Source organism: Shewanella sp. SG41-4 (genome assembly GCF_014164505.1).
GTDB lineage: Bacteria > Pseudomonadota > Gammaproteobacteria > Enterobacterales > Shewanellaceae > Shewanella.
In genome coordinates this window covers 1-1,591 of sequence record NZ_JACJFI010000557.1, presented here as the reverse complement: position 1 = coordinate 1,591, position 1,591 = coordinate 1, and the positions used below count along the sequence as shown (strand labels likewise).

Sequence of the window (1,591 nt, the reverse complement as noted above, 5' to 3'; positions counted from 1 at the left end):
AAGCTATTGGTATTCCACTTTCGAAGCGCTCTCCAAGTGTCGGGGGGATGGCGCGGCAATTAGGTGAGTTTGATAGCATTAGAGAATTTTTAACCTCTGCCACTATAACCGCATTAGTCGATTTACCTTTTGCTTTGTTATTTATTGTCATTATTTATATTGTTGCCGGCGATTTAGCGCTCATTCCAATATTTGGTAGTATCATCATTATCGCAGTAACCCTTTACCTTCAACCTAAGCTGAAGCAAGCAATTGAAGAGAGTAACCGCTTTTCAAGTTTAAAACACGGTCACTTAATTGAAAGCTTAACCGCACTCGAGTCAATAAAAGCAAATGGTGCAGAAGGCTTAGTTCAAAAAAGCTGGCAGCAAATGATTGGCCATACTGCAAATTGGCAACTTAAAAGTAAAAAGCTGTCAAATCATGTGGCTCATGTCGCAAATTTTGTGGTGCAAATAACGGTTGTTTTAGTGGTTATTCTTGGCGTCTATCGCCTTGCCGATAATGAGATTTCAATGGGCGGAATTATTGCAGCTGTAATGTTATCGAGCAGAGCAATCGCCCCAATGGCACAACTGGCGGGTCTTATATCTCGTGGTAACCATACCATGAGTTCGTTGCGTCAACTTGACGCAATTATGGAAGAAGACGATGAATTTGAGGACAAAGGACATCTGGTTAGCAAAGAGCGTATTATGGGAAAAATCGAAGCTGATAACATCAGTTTTAGCTTTCCTGGTACCGAAAAGCCAAGCTTGCATCCGATGTCACTACGAATCAAACCAGGGGAACGCATCGCCATCATTGGGCGGAATGGTTCAGGTAAAAGTACCTTAGCAAAATTATTACTTGGATTATACAAGCCAACTCAAGGCAGCCTTCGATACGACGGTTTAGATTCAGCACAAATTCATCCGAGTGATCTTAGACGAAACTTTGGCTATTTACCTCAAGACGTCACCCTATTTCATGGCACTATCCGCGATAATATTCTATTTGGATCTCGTCAAGTAACAGAACACCAATTAATGAGAGCAATTCAGCTATCTGGTGTGAATATGTTTACCAACTTAGAATCTGAAGGATTAGATCAACAAGTTGGTGAAGGTGGATTAGCCTTGAGTCGTGGTCAACGTCAAACTGTTGCTTTAGCGAGAGCGACACTTAATGATCCATCAATTTTATTAATGGACGAACCAACAGCGAGTTTAGATGCGCGAGCAGAAAAGCAATTCATTCGTTCCATGCAACTTGTTAGCCGCGATAGAACCCTGTTACTTATCACGCATAAAATGCACCTACTTAATTTAGTTGATCGTATTATCGTGCTAGATAAAGGCCATGTGATGGCTGACGGCCCTAAAGATGAAGTACTTGCCAAGCTTAACTCCGGCGCAATATCTGGAGGCCAAAACGCATGAGTAAGCATTTAACAGCAAAAGATTTAGAAATGGTTGATGATGTTTATGGTGCCATGATGACCGATGCCCCGTCAGGACATCGTCTTATTATCTGGTCTCTTGCCGCAATGATGGTGTGTTTTTTTATTTGGGCTTACTTCTCAGAATTAGATCAGGTGACAACAGGAACC

General features: G+C 41.7%; 1 protein-coding gene and 1 pseudogene. Both read left to right on the top strand.

The window, feature by feature from the left end; all coding sequences use genetic code 11:
- The coding region (locus H5202_RS22185) for an ATP-binding cassette domain-containing protein (RefSeq protein ID WP_182773938.1) at window positions 1–1,421 on the top strand (1,421 nt) is incomplete at its 5' end.
- A pseudogene (locus H5202_RS24470) lies at window positions 1,418–1,591 on the top strand (HlyD family type I secretion periplasmic adaptor subunit); the annotation flags it as partial. The gene H5202_RS22185 and the pseudogene H5202_RS24470, both read left to right, overlap by 4 nt.